At 61.3% G+C, this 15,789-nt stretch carries 17 protein-coding genes and 1 tRNA gene; 12 read left to right on the top strand and 6 right to left on the bottom strand.

Features of this window, described 5'->3' with window-relative positions; translation table 11 throughout:
* Positions 1-10 precede the first annotated feature (10 nt).
* Positions 11-940, bottom strand: a complete 930-nt coding sequence (locus AMC88_RS20965) for a sugar ABC transporter substrate-binding protein (protein WP_012485567.1) — start codon at positions 938-940, stop codon at positions 11-13.
* A 361-nt stretch (positions 941-1,301) separates the two neighbouring features.
* Between AMC88_RS20965 and AMC88_RS20960 the strand changes: the two genes are divergently transcribed.
* On the top strand, positions 1,302-1,799 hold the full coding sequence (locus AMC88_RS20960) for a DUF1993 domain-containing protein (RefSeq protein ID WP_012485566.1): 498 nt from the start codon (positions 1,302-1,304) through the stop codon (positions 1,797-1,799).
* 26 nt (positions 1,800-1,825) lie between these two features.
* Here AMC88_RS20960 and AMC88_RS20955 read toward each other — a convergent pair whose 3' ends face one another.
* Positions 1,826-3,385, bottom strand: a complete 1,560-nt coding sequence (locus AMC88_RS20955; RefSeq protein ID WP_064825745.1) for an alkaline phosphatase family protein — start codon at positions 3,383-3,385, stop codon at positions 1,826-1,828.
* A complete protein-coding gene (gene galE / locus AMC88_RS20950) occupies positions 3,363-4,346 on the bottom strand; it encodes a UDP-glucose 4-epimerase GalE (protein ID WP_064822965.1) in 984 nt (327 codons plus the stop codon). Before galE ends, AMC88_RS20955 begins: the two co-directional genes overlap by 23 nt.
* Before the next feature lie 231 nt (positions 4,347-4,577).
* Here galE and AMC88_RS20945 point away from each other — a divergent pair, with 231 nt between their 5' ends.
* Both AMC88_RS20945 and AMC88_RS20940 read left to right on the top strand, forming a co-directional pair.
* Positions 4,578-5,222: a ThuA domain-containing protein gene (locus tag AMC88_RS20945; RefSeq protein WP_012485563.1), complete on the top strand. Its 645-nt coding sequence runs from the start codon at positions 4,578-4,580 to the stop codon at positions 5,220-5,222.
* A gap of 64 nt (positions 5,223-5,286) precedes the next feature.
* Positions 5,287-5,853 carry a GNAT family N-acetyltransferase gene (locus AMC88_RS20940; RefSeq protein WP_012485562.1) on the top strand — a complete coding sequence of 189 codons (567 nt, stop codon included), beginning with the start codon at positions 5,287-5,289 and terminating at the stop codon, positions 5,851-5,853.
* Positions 5,854-5,878: 25 nt separating this feature from the next.
* On the opposite strand, the gene AMC88_RS20935 is transcribed toward AMC88_RS20940, so the two are convergent.
* Positions 5,879-6,133: a DUF2934 domain-containing protein gene (locus tag AMC88_RS20935; RefSeq protein WP_010022973.1), complete on the bottom strand. Its 255-nt coding sequence runs from the start codon at positions 6,131-6,133 to the stop codon at positions 5,879-5,881.
* 238 nt (positions 6,134-6,371) lie between these two features.
* Here AMC88_RS20935 and AMC88_RS20930 point away from each other — a divergent pair, with 238 nt between their 5' ends.
* Both AMC88_RS20930 and AMC88_RS20925 read left to right on the top strand, forming a co-directional pair.
* Positions 6,372-7,808, top strand: a complete 1,437-nt coding sequence (locus AMC88_RS20930) for a DUF6880 family protein (protein ID WP_064825744.1) — start codon at positions 6,372-6,374, stop codon at positions 7,806-7,808.
* A 38-nt stretch (positions 7,809-7,846) separates the two neighbouring features.
* The gene (locus tag AMC88_RS20925) at positions 7,847-8,407 is read left to right on the top strand and encodes a DsbA family protein (RefSeq protein WP_064825743.1); all 561 of its coding nucleotides are present in this window, start codon (positions 7,847-7,849) and stop codon (positions 8,405-8,407) included.
* A gap of 80 nt (positions 8,408-8,487) precedes the next feature.
* Here AMC88_RS20925 and AMC88_RS20920 read toward each other — a convergent pair.
* Positions 8,488-8,562, bottom strand: a tRNA-Gly gene (locus AMC88_RS20920).
* Between the two features lie 253 nt (positions 8,563-8,815).
* Between AMC88_RS20920 and AMC88_RS20915 the strand changes: the two genes are divergently transcribed.
* From AMC88_RS20915 to AMC88_RS20900, 4 genes are all read left to right on the top strand, one after another.
* Complete coding sequence (locus AMC88_RS20915; protein ID WP_037116871.1) at positions 8,816-9,325, top strand: prolyl-tRNA synthetase associated domain-containing protein; 510 nt, start codon at positions 8,816-8,818, stop codon at positions 9,323-9,325.
* 56 nt (positions 9,326-9,381) lie between these two features.
* Positions 9,382-10,356, top strand: coding sequence for a thioredoxin (gene trxA / locus AMC88_RS20910; RefSeq protein ID WP_064825742.1), 975 nt, complete (start codon positions 9,382-9,384; stop codon positions 10,354-10,356).
* Between the two features lie 76 nt (positions 10,357-10,432).
* Positions 10,433-11,119, top strand: a complete 687-nt coding sequence (locus tag AMC88_RS20905; RefSeq protein WP_012485558.1) for an LON peptidase substrate-binding domain-containing protein — start codon at positions 10,433-10,435, stop codon at positions 11,117-11,119.
* A 9-nt stretch (positions 11,120-11,128) separates the two neighbouring features.
* Positions 11,129-11,317, top strand: coding sequence for a Trm112 family protein (locus AMC88_RS20900; protein ID WP_010034724.1), 189 nt, complete (start codon positions 11,129-11,131; stop codon positions 11,315-11,317).
* An 80-nt stretch (positions 11,318-11,397) separates the two neighbouring features.
* Here the strand turns inward: AMC88_RS20900 and AMC88_RS20895 are convergent, their stop codons facing one another.
* Positions 11,398-12,612, bottom strand: coding sequence for a ubiquinone biosynthesis hydroxylase (locus tag AMC88_RS20895; protein ID WP_064825741.1), 1,215 nt, complete (start codon positions 12,610-12,612; stop codon positions 11,398-11,400).
* 84 nt (positions 12,613-12,696) lie between these two features.
* Here AMC88_RS20895 and tesB point away from each other — a divergent pair, with 84 nt between their 5' ends.
* The 3 genes from tesB (at position 12,697) to AMC88_RS20880 (ending at position 15,601) form a co-directional block, all read left to right on the top strand.
* The gene (gene tesB / locus AMC88_RS20890) at positions 12,697-13,581 is read left to right on the top strand and encodes an acyl-CoA thioesterase II (RefSeq protein WP_064825740.1); all 885 of its coding nucleotides are present in this window, start codon (positions 12,697-12,699) and stop codon (positions 13,579-13,581) included.
* 210 nt (positions 13,582-13,791) lie between these two features.
* Positions 13,792-14,142 (top strand): P-II family nitrogen regulator, encoded by a 351-nt coding sequence (locus tag AMC88_RS20885; protein ID WP_003543684.1) that lies wholly within the window; start codon positions 13,792-13,794, stop codon positions 14,140-14,142.
* 25 nt (positions 14,143-14,167) lie between these two features.
* Positions 14,168-15,601 carry an ammonium transporter gene (locus AMC88_RS20880; protein WP_012485555.1) on the top strand — a complete coding sequence of 478 codons (1,434 nt, stop codon included), beginning with the start codon at positions 14,168-14,170 and terminating at the stop codon, positions 15,599-15,601.
* Positions 15,602-15,789: the final 188 nt, after the last annotated feature.

Genomic DNA, 15,789 nt, shown 5'->3' with positions numbered 1-15,789 from the left:
GGCGTTCGCCTCAGTTCTTGGTGACGAAGTCCTTGACGTTTTCAGGCGTGACGAGCTGGAAGGGAATATAAACCTTCTTCTCGGTCTTTTCGCCCTTGGCGATCTTCAGCGCGGTGTCGAGAGCGCCCTTGCCCTGACCGGCGGCATCCTGGAACACGGTGACGTCGAGATCGCCGGCCTGCATGGCGGCAAGCGCGTCCTGCGTGGCGTCGACGCCGCCGATGACGACCTTGCTCATATCCTTGCCGGCTGCCTTCAGCGCCTGGATGGCGCCGATTGCCATTTCGTCATTGTTGGAGATGACGGCGTCGAATTCGATGCCGCTGGAGAGCCAGTTGGTCATCAGGTCGGCGCCCTGGGTGCGGTCCCAGTTGGCTGTCTGCTCTTCGACGATCTCCAGGCCCTTGCATTCATCAGTCTTGATGACGTCATGAACGTCCTGGGTGCGCATGCGCGCAGCCTGGTTGGAAAGCTCGCCCATGATGACGACAGCCTTGCCCTTGCCGCCGAGAATGCGGCAGATTTCCTTGGTTTCCAGCGTGCCGGATTCCTGCTCGTTGGATGCAACGAAGGCCTGCTTTTCCGGTAGCGTGTCGACGTTGACCGGCTGGCGGTTGACGTAGACCAGCGGGATGCCGGCATCGGCGGCAAGCTTCGACATGGCCGTCGTCGCGTCGGTATCGACAGGGTTGACGATGATTGCATCGACCTTGGAGGCGATGAAATTCTGGATCTGGCTCTGCTGCTTGGAAACGTCGTTCTGAGCGTCTTCGACCTGCAGCGTCACACCGCTCAGTGTCTTGGCATAATCGGTCATGCCGTTGCGCAGAACGGTCAGAAAGTTGTCGTCGAACTTCGCCATCGAGACGCCGACGGTTTCCGCGTGAGCGGCCGCCGACATGACGAGCGCCATCGCAGTGCCCAGGATAAACTTTTTCATTGTACTTCCTCCACAAACGGTGCCCGGCTGCACCCTCCTCACGCCGGAGCCCCAGGCATTTGCCCTGAAGCCGCAATTTGCTGCGCCGCCTCTCCCGCGGCGTCCCGTAAAACGGAACAAACAAACCGTAAAATTTGTCCTGCGGAATATTCATTCCATTTTCCTGCAGCGACGTCAAGTCTCTTTCGCCGCAAGAAAGCGTGGGCGTGCTGCGATGGCGGGGCCAGCAAAGCCTTTCGGTGCATTGTCAAAGGCGGCGGGAATATCCATCTATCCGAAGCCGAAGGTACGCGTAGGGTGGCAGGCGCTCTCGGCTCGCTTATTGCTGCCCCGATCATTTTAAGATTTGGAGATAGGACACATGTCCGTTTCGATGTATCGCCTCACCGTCCCCATGTTCCAGCGCGGCCTCGCCAGCCTCAAAACCTACCTCGACAAGGCAGAGGCCTATGCGAAGGAGAAGAAATTCGATCCTGCCGTCCTGGTCGCCGCCCGCCTTGCGCCCGACATGCTGCCGCTCTCCGGCCAGTACCAGCGCGCCAGCGACAGTGCCAAATTCACTCTCGCTCGGCTGACCGGCACCGACGCCCCGAAGTTCGAAGACAATGAGAAGACGTTCGACGAGTTGCGCGAGCGCCTGGCGAAGACCGAAGCCTATCTCGCCACATTTTCGGTGCAGGCGCTGGAAGGCGTGGAAGGCCGGCAGATCACCTTGCCCGGCAACAGCGGTATCGTGCTCCCGGGTGACGAATATGTCGCGACCTTCGCGCTGCCGAACTTCTATTTCCACGTCGCCACCGCTCACGCCATCCTGCGCAACCAGGGCGCGCCGATCGGCAAGCGCGATTATCTCGGCTAATTCAGGCCATCCCCGGCAAAGCTCGATCAGGGCCGGCGCGTCACCGGCCCTTTTTCCGTCAGCTCGGTATAGGCGAGCGTCTGATCCAGATGCCGCGCTCTCAGCGACAGCAGCTTTTCGGCATATTCAAGCCGGACGGCCGCACAGGCCGGATCGGACGCGACATTGTCGAGCTCCATCGGATCGTCGCGCAGATTGAAGAGCAGCGGCGGCAGTGCGGTAAAATGCACATATTTGAACCGTGCATCGCGGATTACCGCGAGATTGCATTGGTTGGACCTCAGCCCGAAATGCCGTTCCGCTTCGCCGGCGGCGATATCGCGGAAATCGAATTCCCAGAATGCCGTATGCCGCCATCCCGGCTCACTTCCGCCGTTGACGAACGGCATGAGCGAGCGGCCGTCGAGGCCGTTTTTTGCCTCGACGCCGAGCTTTTCGCATAATGTCGGAAAAATATCCGCAGCGCTGGTGAATTCGTCGACGATCCCGCCCACGGCACTGCTTGCGGGATCGCGAATGACAAGCGGAACATGATAGCTGCCGTCGAAGAAGCCGCCCTTGCCGAGCGTCCAGTGATCGCCCGCCATCTCGGCGTGATCGGACGTGAAGACGATAAGCGTATTCTCCCAGGCATCCGCATCTTTCAGCGCCTGCCAGATGCGGCCGAGCTGCGCGTCGACCTCAGAGATCATGCCGTAATAGATCGCCCGGATCGCAGCGAAATCCTCGCCATTCCAGCCGCTGAGCGGCCCGGTGGCGCCGTGAATGAAATTGCCCTTGCCGGTGCGCGGCATGGCATAAGCGAGATAGGGATGACTTTCCTCTTCCGCTTGGGCGTTTGCCGCGCGCGCAAAAGCCGGTCCGTCGCCCGGCTCGAACATCCGGTTGAACGGCTCCGGCACTGAAAACGGCGGATGCGGACGCAAAAAAGAGACATGCGCGCACCACGGCCCGTCCTGCTCGCCCATCCAGCGGATGAATTCGCCGGCCAGGAAAGCGGTCTGGGTCTCATCGCGGGAATAGGCCGGCGCCGCGTTGGAAATTTCACCGGCCTTCGCACCGACCGGAATATGGATGTCGCGGTTGACGGCATTCGCATGGCCGCGGGACCTCAGCCAGGAGAGCCATTGTCTTTCATGCTCGGGCAGAAGCTGGCGGACCGTAAAGCCAGGCAATACGCCTTCATAGGTCGTCAAATGCGGATCGCCGGCATCCATGCCGCGTGGATCGGGCGCCGTGTCGGTATAGCCGAACAGCGTCGGATCATATCCCGCCCGCCGCGCCGCCAGCGCCAGATTGTCGAAGCGGGCATCGAGCGGCGAACCGTTGCGGCAGACCCGGTGGTTCATCTGGTAAAGGCCGGTATAGAGTGTCGCCCGCGCCGGCGAGCAGGGTGCGGCCCCGGCATAATGGCGCCGGAACAACATGCCCTCCCGCGCCAACGCATCGATCGCAGGCGTCTTCACGCAAGCATGACCAACGGCCGACAGGCAGTCGCCACGCCACTGGTCCGCCGTGATCAGCAGAATGTTCGGCCGGCGGCCCCTTTCAATTCCGGCTGGCTCAATGCTGGTTGGATCTTGCATGCCAGTTCCAGGCGGAGCGGATGATCGCGGACAGATCATATTGCGGCACCCAGCCGAGCACGTCGCGCGCCTTGTCGTTATTGGCGACCAGGGTGTGCGAATCGCCCTCGCGACGGCCGATATATTCGACCGGGAAGGGCCGGTTCGACACCTCCTCGATCGCGCCGAGCAATTCCTTGACCGTCGTGCCGGTGCCGGTGCCGAGATTGAGCGCGACGGACTCTCCGCCCTTCAACAGATATTCGACGGCACGCACATGCGCATCGGCAAGATCGAGCACATGGATATAGTCGCGCACGCAGGTGCCGTCGCGCGTCTCGTAATCGCTGCCGAACACCTTGAAGCCCTGACGGCGGCCGAGCGCGGCATCGATCGCGAGCGGGATTGCATGCGTCTCCGGCTGGTGCCATTCGCCGATCCGGCCTTCGAAATCGGCGCCGGCGGCGTTGAAATAACGCAGCACCACCGAGCGCAGGCTCTTATACTGATCGTAATCGGCAAGCGCCTGTTCGACGATATGTTTCGTCCGCCCATAGGGGTTGATCGGCAGCTGCCGGTGCGTCTCGTCAAGCGGCACGCTTTGCGGCAGGCCGTAAGTGGCGCAGGTGGAGGAGAAGACGAAGGCGTTGATGCCGGCGGCCTGCGCCGCCGAAAGCAGCGTCAGGGTGCCGATCACATTGTTCTCATAGAAGGAAACCGGATCCTTGACCGATTCGCCGACCTCGATCAGCGCCGCGAAATGCAGGATCGCCGCCGGCCTATGATTGGCGAGCACCTCGTCCAGCCGGGCGCGATCGCGAATATCGCCTTCCTCGGTCGGCCCCCATTTGACGAACTCGCGATGGCCGTTGGAAAAATTATCGAAGACGACAGGCTTGTAGCCCTTGTTCGCCAGGTCCAGGCACGTATGCGAGCCGATATAACCGGCGCCGCCGACCACAAGAACCGTTTCACCTGCCATGCACCACCCTTGTTGTTCTTGAAAGACGGGAGAAACCTAGACGAGAAGCACGGCAATAAAAAGAAGGAACTGCGACAGGCGTCAATGGCAAGGGCAAATGCCGCACCACCCGGCCCCCGGCGATTGTGCCGGATCGGCGATTCGTAAATTATTCGCGTGATTTGCATAACCGCCCGTTTTAAGGGGCTTTCACCACCATGTGTCCGCAGCAATCAGCCAGGGAGCGCGTGAATGAGGAAGGCATTGGTCGTCTGGGGCGGCTGGCAGGGTCACGAGCCGGAGCAATGCGCCCATATCGTCGCCGATCTCCTGCGCGAAGACGGCTTTGCGGTCGAGGTGACCGGCGATCTCGGCATATTCGGATCTCCGACGCTCGCGAAAGCCGATCTGCTGGTGCCGATCATCACCGGCGAAAAGCTTGAGAAGGATCATGCCCTTGGCCTGGTCGAAGCGGTGCGCGGCGGGCTCGGGCTTGCCGGCCATCACGGGGCGCTTGCCACCTCCTTCAAGGAAAGCGCGCCTTTCCGCTATGTCTCCGGCGTCACATGGGTCGCCCATCCCGGCAACATTATCGACTTCCGCGTCGCGGTCATCCGCCAGGACGATCCTGTTATGGAGGGCATTCCCGACTTCGACTACCGGTCGGAGCAATATTACCTGCATTACGATCCCACTGTCGAAATCCTGGCGACCACGACCTTCTCCGGCGCATACGATCCGGCGGCCCGCAATGTCGTGATGCCTGTTGTCTTCAAGCGCCATTTCGGCGCCGGCCGCATCTTCTATTCTGCTCTCGGCCATGTCGCGGCCGAATTCGATCATCCCTACATGCCGCTGATCCTGCGGCGCGGCCTCAGCTGGGCCGCCCGCCAGTAGATTTTGGAGGGGCGATAAAGGACGGCCGCTTGCCGGTCGCCCGCCTGCGCCATAACTTGCCGGCATGCCGGATCGCTTCTCTTTCGTCCTCGCCACTGCCGATCGCCTGACCGATATCGAATTGGTCTTCGACGGTTGCGCAGGCGGGCGGAATTGCCGCTGCGCCTACTGGTATCTTCCAAATGCCGATTACAAGGCGGGATGGGGTGCGGGAAATCGCAGCTGGTTTCGGGATCTTGTCACCCAGCCACGTCCGCCGGGCATTCTCGGCTATCACGACGACGAGCCGGCCGGATGGTGCGGTGTGGCGCCGCGCGCGGTGTTCGACCGGCTGCGCCGGTCAAAACCTTTCGCTCCGGTTGATGACAGGCCGGTCTGGTCGATCAATTGCTTCATCGTCCGCAAACCGTTCCGGCGCCAGGGCCTGTCTCGCCTGCTTTTGAAACATGCCGTCGAATTTGCAAGGGGGAATGGGGCCGAATGCCTCGAGGCCTATCCCGTCGATCAGCGCCGCGCGGCGGGAACGGGCGACCTTTACCCGGGCACGCTTTCGATATTTCTCGATGCCGGTTTTGCCGAAGTGGCAAGACGTCTGCCCACAAGACCGATCGTCCGTCTGGACTGCCGCTGACTATTTTGGCTGTGCGGAATTGGGACTAGCGGGCCGCCTTGATCTGCCGATCGTTGTCGATGCCGGGGGCCGCCTCATCATAGACCCGCATCAGCCGCCCGGCTGCCTTCAGTTTCTCGATGAGATCGTTTCCGTCGGGCGAGGCCTTCGTCAGTTCCAGCTGCTCGAATTCCTTGAGCGCCTGCGCCCAATGGCTTTCCCCACGCCCTTCCGGCCTGCCTTCCAATTCCCACAGCGAATAAGCGCGCTGGCTGACCCAGGCGTCTTTATTGTGACTCATAATCAACCCCAGCGAGAAATTTGGAAAAAATATTCGACCGGCAACAAGGTGCCAAAACCGGCTTTAGGAGTCGTTACGAGGCAGCGTTAGTTTTTAGCTAACGGCCATGATTCGGCGAGACTAAACGCCGATAAAGTCATACGAATTCGCGGTACGATATGGCTGCGTCTCCTCGCTCGGCAGCTTGGACTGATTTGAATCCCGAGTTAGGGTCGGCGCGAAACGACAGCGGTGACCTATGGCAGCAAAGACGACTCTCAACGCGAAAAACCTGGAAGCGCTCGGTGCACAACGCCTCGCCGAACTGCTGATCGAAATCAGCACCGGCAGCGCAGCCCATAAACGACGCCTTCGCATGGAATTAGCCGGCAATCAGGGCAGTACCGAGGTCGCGCGTGAGATCCGCAAGCGCCTCGGCAGCATCGCACGAGCGCAGAGCGTCATTGAATGGCATAAAGTAAAAACCGTCAACGCCGACCTCGAAACGCAGCGATCCGCGATCGTCACCGTCGTGGCCGCCGACGATCCGAAGGAGGCGTTCGATCTCATCTGGCAATTCCTTGCGGTCGCCAATTCGATATTCCACCGATCCAACAGCAGCGACATCGCCTTCATCGAGACGTTCCATCAGGCATGCGCCGATGCCGCCGTCATCGCCAGGTCCGCGGGAATAGGTATCGATGTCCTTGCCGACAAGGTCTTCACTGCGCTGCAGGATAACGACCACGGCCAATATGACCCGCTGATCGCCGAGATGGTTCCGGTACTGGGCAAGGACGGCCTGGAACGGTTGAAGAGTCTCTTGGTGCAATGGTCGAACGAGCCCGAGGAGAAGCCAGCCGACGCCGACCGGGAAATTCTTGGCTGGGGCGGCAGCGGACCGATCTACCAGGACGAGATCTATGCCAGGCATCGGCGACTGACGGCGCGCATCGCTCTGCAGGATATTGCCGATGCCCAAGATGATGTCGATGCCTTTATCGCCCACCAGCCGGAGGAAACCTTAAGGGCGCCGACGGTCGCGGCGGAGATCGCCGGCCGCTTGCTTTCGGCGGGACGCGCCGAGGAGGCGTTGAGGATTTTGGATGGCATCGATCAGCGGGGGTGGTTCGAACTGCCTTTTGAATGGCAGCGCGCCCGCGCAGAAGCGCTCGACGCGCTCGGACGGGGAGAGGAAGCGCAGGCCTATCGATGGCAATGCTTCGAGCAGTCGCTGAACGGGGAGCATCTTCGCGCTTTCCTGCGAAAGCTCGCCGACTTCGACGACGTCGAGGCCGAGGAGAAAGCATTCGCCTTCGCGCACGGCTTTCCCGATGTTCATCGGGCCCTTGCCTTTTTCCTAGCCTGGCCCGCAGCTGCCGAAGCAGCCAAACTCGTCTCCAAGCGGCAGGCGGAACTCGATGGCAACCTCTACGAGCTGATGACGCCGGCCGCCGAAATGCTGCAGGAGAAACACCCGCTCGCGGCAACCATGCTGCTGCGCTCGATGATCGGCTTCGCCCTCGATTACGGCCGGTCCAGCCGTTACAGGCATGCTGCGCCCCATCTGGCGGAGTGCGCATCGCTCGCACCTCACATCGACGATTTCGGCAAGACCCAACCCCACGACGCCTATGTCGCCGAGTTGAAGCGTCAACACGGAAAGAAGCAAGGCTTCTGGAGCTTGATTCGTTAACCAAATAGCCGATTTCACGAAACGGAAAGGAGATCGTTATGACCGAAACTTCGTGGCACGCGGATCCGCTGCGCTGGGGCAATGGCCCGCGCATCTTCGAAGTCTTCCTCGAGCCGACCGATCCTTATTCTGCCAAGGCATTCAACAAGCTGGACGCTCTTCTCGAGCAGGCCGGCGAGGAGAAGATCACGGTGAAAATCCGTCTGCACTCGCAGCCCTGGCATATGTATTCCGGCGTGATCGTCCGCTGCGTCATCGCAGCTTCGACGCTGGAAGGCGGCAAGGAGACGGCAAAGAAGGTCCTGGCCGCCGTCGCCGCGCATCGGGAGGAATTCGAATTCGATCATCACGCCGGCGGCGCGAATATGGACGCCACGCCGAATCAGATCATCGAGCGCCTGGAAGGCTATAGCGGTGTGAAGCTGAAGGACGCCTTCGCAATTGCGGATCTCGACCGGGAGATCAAATGGCACTGCCGCTATGCCCGGCAAAACGGCATTCACGTCTCACCGACCTTCATGATCGACGGGCTGGTGCAGGCGGACGTCAGCAGCGGCGACGAGGTTGCGACTTGGGTGAAAAAGGTGCTGGGTCACTGAAAACCCGTTCGGACTGCGGTCTATCATCCATGTCACGGGGACTGGCTACTGTTATGTTTTTAGTATGATACTGGGGAAACTGGAGCGGGCGAAGGGATTCGAACCCTCGACCCCAACCTTGGCAAGGTTGTGCTCTACCCCTGAGCTACACCCGCTCAATCCGCATCGGTCCGGGGTAGTCGTTGGACCGTGGGCGCCGCCTCGTGGCGACGGGCGCTATATGGCCTAACAGATTTTCAAATGCAACAGGGAAATGACGAAGAGGCGAAGAAAAATTCATGCGGTCGCATGAGGCTGGCGGAAAGGCCGCAAATGTGGGGGTCGGGCGTCGGTGGCGAAGATTGCCAAATGATGTGGACGGACTTAATCAGGACGCCTCGCTTTTCCTCGCCACCAATGGATTGCCCGATGCCCGAAAACACCCCCAAGACGAAAGAAGATCTCTTTGCCTTCCTCGATGGGCTCGGCATCGCCCATAAGACGGTCGATCACGCGCCTGTTTTCACCGTGGCCGAATCGGTTGCGCTGCGCGACGAGATCCCCGGCGGCCACACCAAGAATCTCTTCATCAAGGACAAGAAGGACAGGTATTTTCTGCTGACCGTGGAAGAGAATGCCGAGGTCGACCTCAAGCAGGTTCACACCATCATCGGCGGCTCCGGCCGGGTTTCCTTCGGCCGGGCTGAGAAGCTCATGGAGTATCTTGGTGTCATTCCGGGCGCGGTCACCGCCTTCGGCGCGATCAACGATACGGCAGGAAATGTCACCTTCGTGCTCGATGCCGATCTGATGGCTGAGGAGATCGTCAATTGTCATCCGCTCGCCAACGACGCGACGACGTCTATTGCAAGCGGCGACCTCGTCCGTTTCATGGAAGCGACCGGACATAAGCCGCTTGTCTTGAAAGTGACGTCCTGACATACGATTTTAGCGCTACAATGATGCCGGCAGGATCGGCGCGGCGGGAGATACCTATGAGCGGCAGCAACAACCCCTATAACGGTTCCTTCGGAAACCAGATGTCGGCAACGGCCAGCTTCGGCGCTCAGGGCGCATCGGCGGCTGCGGCCGGCAGCTACATCACCGACACGACGACGGCGAATTTCGGCAAGGACGTCATCGAGGAATCGCGCAAACAGCCGGTGCTGGTCGATTTCTGGGCGCCCTGGTGCGGGCCCTGCAAGCAGCTGACGCCCGTCCTGGAGAAGGTTGTCAACGAGGCCAAGGGCCGCGTCAGGCTGGTCAAGATGAACATCGACGACCATCCCTCGATTGCCGGCCAGCTCGGCATCCAGTCTATCCCCGCTGTCATCGCCTTCGTCAACGGCCGCCCGGCCGACGGTTTCATGGGCGCGGTGCCGGAAAGCCAGATTACACAGTTCATCGACCGGATCGCCGGACCGGCCGGCGCCGATGAGGCGGCCGAAATCGAGGCCGCCCTGACGGAAGCATCGGAACTGCTCGCCGCCGGCAACCTTAACGAGGCCGCGCAGCTTTACGGCGCCGTCATGCAGGCCGATCCCGAGAATGCCAATGCGCTTGCCGGAATGGCCGAATGCATGATCGCCGCAAACCAGCACCAGCGGGCGCGCGAAACACTGACCGATCTGCCGGAGGAGCTCGCTAGAGATGCCGGCATCCAGGCGGTCTTGAAGAAGCTCGACCAGATCGAGGAGGCGCGCAAGCTCGGCGATCCCGTTGCCCTCGAGCGTGAACTGGCCGCCGATCCCGACAATCACGAAGCGCGGCTGAAGCTCGCCAAGATCCTCAATGTCGAAGGCCGGCGTGACGAGGCGGCCGAACATCTGCTTCAGATCATGCGCAAGGACCGAAGCTTCGACGATGACGGCGCGCGCCGCCAGTTGCTGCAGTTCTTCGAGGTCTGGGGTTTCAAGGATCCGGCGACGGTTGCCGCCCGCCGCAAGCTTTCGGCGATGCTGTTCTCTTAAGATTAGAATATCGGCCCTTGCGTTTTTAAGCGGGGGCACCACATTCTCGTCAGAACGGGCATGCCCGTTTACAAGAATGCGGGACGGTTTCATGCAAGTCGGTAATGCCAGATACCTGAAGCCGGGCGATCTGCCCGATGCGATCGCCGTCTTCCCGCTGCCCGGGGCCCTCCTCCTGCCGGCCGGGCAGCTTCCTCTCAACATCTTCGAGCCGCGCTATCTGGCGATGCTGGATGCAGCGCTTGCCGGAAACCGGCTGATCGGCATGGTGCAGCCGGCGCTCGGCGAACATGAGGACAAGGGCGGCGAGCCTAGTCTCGCCACCGTCGGCTGCCTCGGGCGAATCACCTCCTTCGCCGAGACCGGCGACGGGCGCTATATCGTGTCGCTGACCGGCGTCTGCCGCTTTCGGTTGCTGGAGGAGAAGGTGACCAGCGGTCCCTTCCGCACCTTCCGGATCGCGCCTTTCATCGCCGACCTCTCGGCGGAGAATGAGGAGGAGGCGGTCGATCGCACAGCCCTGCTCACCGCCTTCAAAGCCTATCTCGATGCCAACAAGCTGGAAGCCGACTGGGAGAGCGTCGAGCGAGCGAGCAATCTGACGCTGGTCAATTCGCTCGCCATGATGTCGCCGTTCGGACCGGCCGAAAAACAGGCTCTCCTGGAGGCGCCCGATCTCAAGACGCGGGCCGAGACGTTGATCGCCATTACCGAGATCGTGCTGGCGCGGGTCTTCGGTGACTCCGACACGGTTCTGCAGTAAACTTCGGCCATGGACGAAAAACTGAGCCGCGTCGATCCGAAACTGCTGGAACTCCTAGTCTGCCCGCTCTCCAAGGGCCGGCTGTCCTATGATCGCGAACACAACGAGCTTGTTTCGGAAAAGGCGCGCCTTGCCTATCCGATCCGCGACGGCATCCCGATCATGCTGGTGTCCGAGGCGCGGCGCCTCGACGAATAAGGCAATTCCAGGAAAAGTGGGAAGCGGTTTTCCCAGGCAAAGCGCGAAGCGCTTTTGCCGGGAGTTGCGTGAAAACAAAGTCAAATCGCTTCGCCGGCCAGCAGGCGCGGATTGTCCTTCGCCGTCGTTCCGGCCGCCTGGCCGATGAAGAAGGATTTAAGGCGCGGCAGCCGGTCGACAATGCCGAGACCGACATCGCGGGCGACGCGGATCGGCATTGCGTCATTGGAGAAGAGCCGGTTCAGCACGTCGGTCGTCACGCCCATGCGGAAGGTGTCGAAGCGCCGCCAAGTCTGGTAGCGCTCGAGAATGTTGATCGAACCGATATCGAGGCCGAGACGATCGGCTTCGACGATGGTTTCGGCCAGCGCCGCCACATCCTTGAAGCCGAGGTTCAGGCCTTGTCCCGATATCGGATGGATGCCGTGGGCGGCGTCGCCGGCGAGCGCAAAACGCGGTGCGACGAAGGCGCGGGCGAGCGTCAGACCGAGCGGAAGGGCGCGTTTGCCGCCGATCACCTTCAGCGCCCCGAGCTTGTGGCCGAAGCGGCGTTCTAGCTCCTCCTCGAAGACCAGCTCGTCGGCGGCGACCAGCCGCTCGGCATCATGCGTGCGCTCGGTCCAGACCAGCGAAGAACGGTTGTTCTTGAGCGGCAGGATGGCGAAGGGGCCGGCCGGCAGGAAATGCTCCTCGGCGCAGCCCTCATGCGATCGCTCGTGCTCGACCGTAGCAACAATACCGGACTGGCCGTAGTCCCAGGTGACGGTCCTGATGCCGGCGAGATCACGCAGCTTCGAGCGTACGCCGTCGCAGGCCACCACCAGCCGTGATTCCAACATGCTGCCATCCGAAAGCGTGACGCTGGCATGGCTGTCCTCGGTTTTGAGCTCCGTCGCGCCGAGCCCGTGGCGAATGTCGATGCCGAGCCGTTCGCAGGCGCCGCGCAGGGCCGCGACCATGACGACGTTCGGGATCATGTGCGCGAAGGGCCGGCCTTCGGCCACTTCGCCGTCGAAAGTGAGGAAAACCGGGCGCACCGGGTCCGAGGTTCTTGAATCGGTGACGATCATCTTGGTGATCGGCTGAGCTTCCGGCGCGATCTCGGTCCAGATGCCGAAGATTTCGAGCATCTTCACGGCTGCGGCGATGACGGCGGAAGCGCGCGCATCGTTTTTCCACACGTGCTCGGGCGCGGCCTCGACCACCGAGACTTTCAGATGCGGGGCTGCCTGCTTGACCGCAACGGCAGCGGAAAGGCCGACATAGCCCCCGCCCACAACCAGCATATCAAGCATCACGCCGCTCCCGTACCTTGTGCCTCAGATGTGATCTATATAGATCATCGCCACTTCACTTCCTACCGCCGGGAGGCATACAAAATGACGCGCGAGACATCAGGGCCTTCGGCGATGGAGGGGTTGCTTTCGACGCTCGACTTGGAGCCGATCGAGGTCGATATCTTCCGCGGCCGCAGCCCTCAGGCGGGCTGGCAGCGGGTCTTCGGCGGGCAAGTGATCGGCCAGGCGCTGATGGCGGCGCAGCGCACCATCGAGGCCGAGCGTTTCGTCCATTCGCTGCACGCCTATTTCATGCGGCCCGGCGATCCCTCGGTGCCGATCATCTATCAGGTGGAGCGCATCCGCGACGGATCGAGCTTCAATACCAGGCGCGTCGTGGCGATCCAGCACGGCAGGGCGATCTTCGCGCTGTCGGCCTCTTTCCAGCTGGAAGAGCCAGGCTTCGACCACCAGATCGGCATGCCCGAGATGCCGATGCCGGAGGCGCTGCTCGGCGAGCAGCAGATCAAGGAACAGTATCTCGCGCATGCACCGGAGGCGATCCGGGCATACTGGCAGCGCGAGCGGCCGATCGAGATCCGCCCTGTCTCGCTGACTCATTACTTCTCCGACAGGAAGCTCGATCCCCGGCAGGACGTCTGGGTGCGGGCGACCGGGCCGGTTCCCGACGATCGGCGCTACCAGGCGGCAGTCCTTGCCTATCTCTCCGACATGACGCTGCTCGACACGTCGCTTTATGCGCATGGTACGTCCATCTTCGATCAGAGCCTGCAAGTGGCGAGCCTCGATCACTCCATGTGGTTCCATCGGCCCTGCAAGCTCGACGACTGGCTGCTCTATACGCAGGATAGCCCGTCGGCTTCGGGCGCCAGGGGGCTGACACGCGGGAGCCTGTTTACCCGGTCGGGACTGCTTATCGCCTCGGTCGCCCAGGAGGGTTTGATTCGTAAAAAGGCAAATGAATAAATAATAGGCATATTTCGAAATTTGGGCATTATTTGTGCGCTTATTGGTCAATCATCTGCCTGTTTATTGGCGCCATCTATTTTAATCTTTATTATTCAATAACTTATATCGCGCCACGAATCTGGCACGTCCTTTGAATGTATATCGCCGGTCGCTGTTCAGGAACGTCAGCGGCAAGGAGAGTCGGCTCCGCGCCGAGGATAACGAAGGATGGGAAACCAGATGAAAATTGTGATGGCTATTATCAAGCCGTTCAAGCTCGATGAGGTCCGCGAAGCCCTGACGGCGATCGGCATTCAGGGCCTGACCGTAACCGAAGTGAAGGGCTACGGTCGCCAGAAGGGGCATACGGAAATCTATCGCGGCACTGAATACGCCGTCAGCTTCCTGCCGAAGCTCAAGATCGAAATCGCCGTTGCATCGGAACTCGTCGACCGGGCGGTCGAAGCCATCGCGGCGTCTGCCAAGACCGGCCAGATCGGCGACGGCAAGATTTTCGTCTATTCGATCGATCATGCCGTGCGCATCCGTACGGGCGAAACCGATTCAGAAGCGCTGTAAGCGGCAGATCAAGGAGCTTTTTTCAATGTCGACTTCGAAGTTTTCTTCCCCCTTTGCGCTGATCTGCGCAGCTTCGGCCGCGCTTCTGGCGCCGGTTGTCGCTTTCGCGCAGGAGGCTGCGCCGGCCGCCGCCACTACCGCTGCCGCCGCTCCGGCCTTCACCATGGATAAGGGTGACAATGCCTGGATGCTCATCTCCTCGGCACTCGTCCTGCTGATGACCATCCCCGGCCTTGCGCTGTTCTACGGCGGTCTCGTCCGCGCCAAGAACATGCTGTCCGTGCTCATGCAGGTGTTCATGATCACCGCCGTCGTGGCGCTGCTCTGGGTGACCTACGGCTATTCGCTCGCCTTTACCGACGGCGGCTCGCTGAACAGCTTCGTCGGTGGCTTCTCCAAGGCGTTCCTGGCCGGCGTCAACACCTCGTCGCTCGCCGAAACCTTCTCGAAGGGCGTCGCCATTCCGGAATACACCTTCATCGTCTTCCAGATGACCTTCGCCTGCATCACGCCCGGCCTGATCGTCGGCGCATTCGCCGAGCGCGTCAAGTTCTCGGCCGTCATGCTCTTCGTCGTGCTCTGGGTGACCTTCATCTACTTCCCGATGGCGCACATGGTCTGGTTCTGGGGCGGTCCGAGCTCCTACACCTCGCCGGCCGGCCTGATCTTCTCCTACGGCGCGATCGACTTCGCCGGCGGCACGGTCGTTCACATCAATGCCGGTATTGCCGGCCTCGTCGGCGCCATCATGCTCGGCAAGCGTACGGGCTATAAGAAGGAAATCATGGCTCCGCATTCGATGACGCTGACCATGGTCGGCGCATCGCTGCTCTGGGTCGGCTGGTTCGGCTTCAACGCCGGCTCTAACCTCGAAGCCAATGGCTATGCTTCACTTGCCTTTATCAACACCTTCGTCGCGACGGCTGCCGCCGCGGTGTCCTGGTGCATCGTTGAAAGCCTCGCTCGCGGCAAGGCTTCCATGCTCGGCGGTGCTTCGGGCGCCGTCGCCGGTCTCGTCGCCATCACGCCGGCGGCAGGTTTTGCCGGCCCGATGGGTTCGATCGTTCTCGGCCTGATCGTATCGCCGGTCTGCTACTTCTTCGTCGACGTCGTGAAGAACAAGTTCAACTACGACGACAGCCTCGACGTCTTCGGCGTGCATTGCGTCGGCGGCATCCTCGGCGCTCTCGGGACCGGTATCCTCGTCAATCCGGCGCTGGGCGGCGCAGGCATCGTCGATTATTCGACGGCCGATTTCGCTGCCTCCTATGCCGGCACGGCAACCCAGGTGCTCGCCCAGGCCAAGGGCGTGCTGACGACGCTGCTGTGGTCGGGCATCGGCTCGGCGATCCTCTACAAGATCGTCGACGTCGTCATCGGCCTGCGCGTGAGCGTCGAAGCCGAGCGCGAAGGTCTCGACCTTTCGACCCACGGCGAAGCCGCCTACCACGCCTCCTGATCATAAAGCTTGCGGCGCCCGGCAGACGGGCGCCGCTTCACGGCCCGTCGCGGCCTATCTAACCATAAGCCGCATTTGGCCCGGACCTTCCAAGGTTCGGGCTTTTTTCTTTTTCTGGGCTGGATGCCCGTCCCGGCACGCATGGTTAACATCGCTTTAACCCGGCTCTGGTTAGGTAGAGCGGACGC

This window comes from Rhizobium phaseoli, from assembly GCF_001664385.1.
Taxonomy (GTDB): domain Bacteria; phylum Pseudomonadota; class Alphaproteobacteria; order Rhizobiales; family Rhizobiaceae; genus Rhizobium; species Rhizobium phaseoli.
The sequence above is the reverse complement of the archived record's forward strand: the minus strand, read 5'-3'. Positions and strand labels throughout refer to the sequence as shown.

Coding starts and splice junctions, on each gene's coding strand:
- AMC88_RS20965 (WP_012485567.1), bottom strand. CDS start 940: ATGAAAAAGTTTATCCTGGGCACTGCGATGGCGCTCGTCATGTCGGCG.
- AMC88_RS20960 (WP_012485566.1), top strand. CDS start 1,302: ATGTCCGTTTCGATGTATCGCCTCACCGTCCCCATGTTCCAGCGCGGC.
- AMC88_RS20955 (WP_064825745.1), bottom strand. CDS start 3,385: ATGCAAGATCCAACCAGCATTGAGCCAGCCGGAATTGAAAGGGGCCGC.
- galE (WP_064822965.1), bottom strand. CDS start 4,346: ATGGCAGGTGAAACGGTTCTTGTGGTCGGCGGCGCCGGTTATATCGGC.
- AMC88_RS20945 (WP_012485563.1), top strand. CDS start 4,578: ATGAGGAAGGCATTGGTCGTCTGGGGCGGCTGGCAGGGTCACGAGCCG.
- AMC88_RS20940 (WP_012485562.1), top strand. CDS start 5,287: ATGCCGGATCGCTTCTCTTTCGTCCTCGCCACTGCCGATCGCCTGACC.
- AMC88_RS20935 (WP_010022973.1), bottom strand. CDS start 6,133: ATGAGTCACAATAAAGACGCCTGGGTCAGCCAGCGCGCTTATTCGCTG.
- AMC88_RS20930 (WP_064825744.1), top strand. CDS start 6,372: ATGGCAGCAAAGACGACTCTCAACGCGAAAAACCTGGAAGCGCTCGGT.
- AMC88_RS20925 (WP_064825743.1), top strand. CDS start 7,847: ATGACCGAAACTTCGTGGCACGCGGATCCGCTGCGCTGGGGCAATGGC.
- AMC88_RS20915 (WP_037116871.1), top strand. CDS start 8,816: ATGCCCGAAAACACCCCCAAGACGAAAGAAGATCTCTTTGCCTTCCTC.
- trxA (WP_064825742.1), top strand. CDS start 9,382: ATGAGCGGCAGCAACAACCCCTATAACGGTTCCTTCGGAAACCAGATG.
- AMC88_RS20905 (WP_012485558.1), top strand. CDS start 10,433: ATGCGGGACGGTTTCATGCAAGTCGGTAATGCCAGATACCTGAAGCCG.
- AMC88_RS20900 (WP_010034724.1), top strand. CDS start 11,129: ATGGACGAAAAACTGAGCCGCGTCGATCCGAAACTGCTGGAACTCCTA.
- AMC88_RS20895 (WP_064825741.1), bottom strand. CDS start 12,612: ATGCTTGATATGCTGGTTGTGGGCGGGGGCTATGTCGGCCTTTCCGCT.
- tesB (WP_064825740.1), top strand. CDS start 12,697: ATGACGCGCGAGACATCAGGGCCTTCGGCGATGGAGGGGTTGCTTTCG.
- AMC88_RS20885 (WP_003543684.1), top strand. CDS start 13,792: ATGGGAAACCAGATGAAAATTGTGATGGCTATTATCAAGCCGTTCAAG.
- AMC88_RS20880 (WP_012485555.1), top strand. CDS start 14,168: ATGTCGACTTCGAAGTTTTCTTCCCCCTTTGCGCTGATCTGCGCAGCT.